The 1,240-nt window shown below is 59.0% G+C and carries 1 protein-coding gene; it reads right to left on the bottom strand.

Annotation, left to right across the window (positions count from 1 at the left end; translation table 11 throughout):
* Positions 1–987: 987 nt before the first annotated feature.
* The coding region (locus ACYQ2W_RS26215; protein ID WP_459874021.1) for an IS66 family transposase at positions 988–1,240 on the bottom strand (253 nt) is incomplete at its 5' end.

The following is a 1,240-nucleotide window of genomic DNA, read 5'->3' as shown; positions in this document are numbered from 1 at the left end:
CGTAGAACTTTCCCGCCAGGTAGATCAGCTCCTGCATGACCATACGCAAGCACCGACGCTTGGCCGAAGGCGCACCGGGGCGTGCTCACCACGGAGCTGCAGGGAGCTGCAGGGACACCCAACGCAACGGACAGAGGGTAGAGCTACAGGGACACCCACCACAACGCCAACCAAAGGCGGCGAGTTTTTTTGCTTTGGGTGTCCCATCTATCTTGTCCCTGATGCGATGCACTGGGCAGCTTCCACGGGGCGGTGCCGAAAAGGTGGACACGGTTAGGGTACCAACGGTTTTCTGGGGCGCCGATGGCGCCAGGGGCTGGGATGCCGCCCCTCCTTGAGAGGACGGGTCGGAGCCTTGAACCTGATGGGTGACTGGTGCGGATCAGCGTGCTGAGGCCGCAACCGACCGAAACGAAAACTCGGGCGCGCGATCGGGAAAGCTCATCGCCGAGCGGCTGCGACCACGGGTGCCCGGAGGGAACCCAAGAGGCATTCGTGCCCTTGACAGGGCCGGCTACTGGGTGACCCCCTGGCCCCATGCCCATGACCGTACAGCGGGGGACGGCATAATGGCAATAGCTCGATGAACGATTATGGCAATACATTGCAGAAAATAAGCTTGGAAATACGGTGAATCAATAATTTACGAGTGAATCTTTCTCGAATTCCTGCTATTTTTGGGCAGTGGCTGTTGAATGTGGGTTAAGAGAAGCCTCTAACCCTACTCTCGTGGAACTGGCGGTGGCGGGCGGGGCGAGCGCCCTCATCACCGGTGACCAAGACCTGCTCGCCCTCCACCCCTTCAGGGGGATTCCGATTGTCACCCCCGCCGATTTCCTCGCGCAGCATCCTGATTGAACGTCCGGCTGATGGCGCCCACCGAAACTTTTCCGTCCGAATCCTAGGTCGTTGAAGATACGGGAGATTTTTGGCGGATCGTCAGGCGAAACAGGAAGCTTTCGCCTGCTCTTCGCGATGGGTGTCCTGCTAATTCCTCCTTTTTTGATGATTAAAGTTGAAATGCAAAAGGAAAGACTTGACCCCACGGCCTCCGGCGGCATAGAAGTCGCAGACGAGAAAGCCGTCGAAGACCTCGCCGAGTACACGGGCGACGACCGCGGAGCTGCGGTGGGGATCGATGAGGAAATAGCATAGGAAGGTGGTGCAGAAGCCCCATAGCCAGTAGGTGACGCCGTTGACGCGCCAACTGGTCTCGTCGGCATGGAGTACCGCGGCGCTA

This window comes from Endothiovibrio diazotrophicus (assembly GCF_054657215.1).
This window is presented reverse-complemented; position numbering and strand designations above follow the sequence as displayed.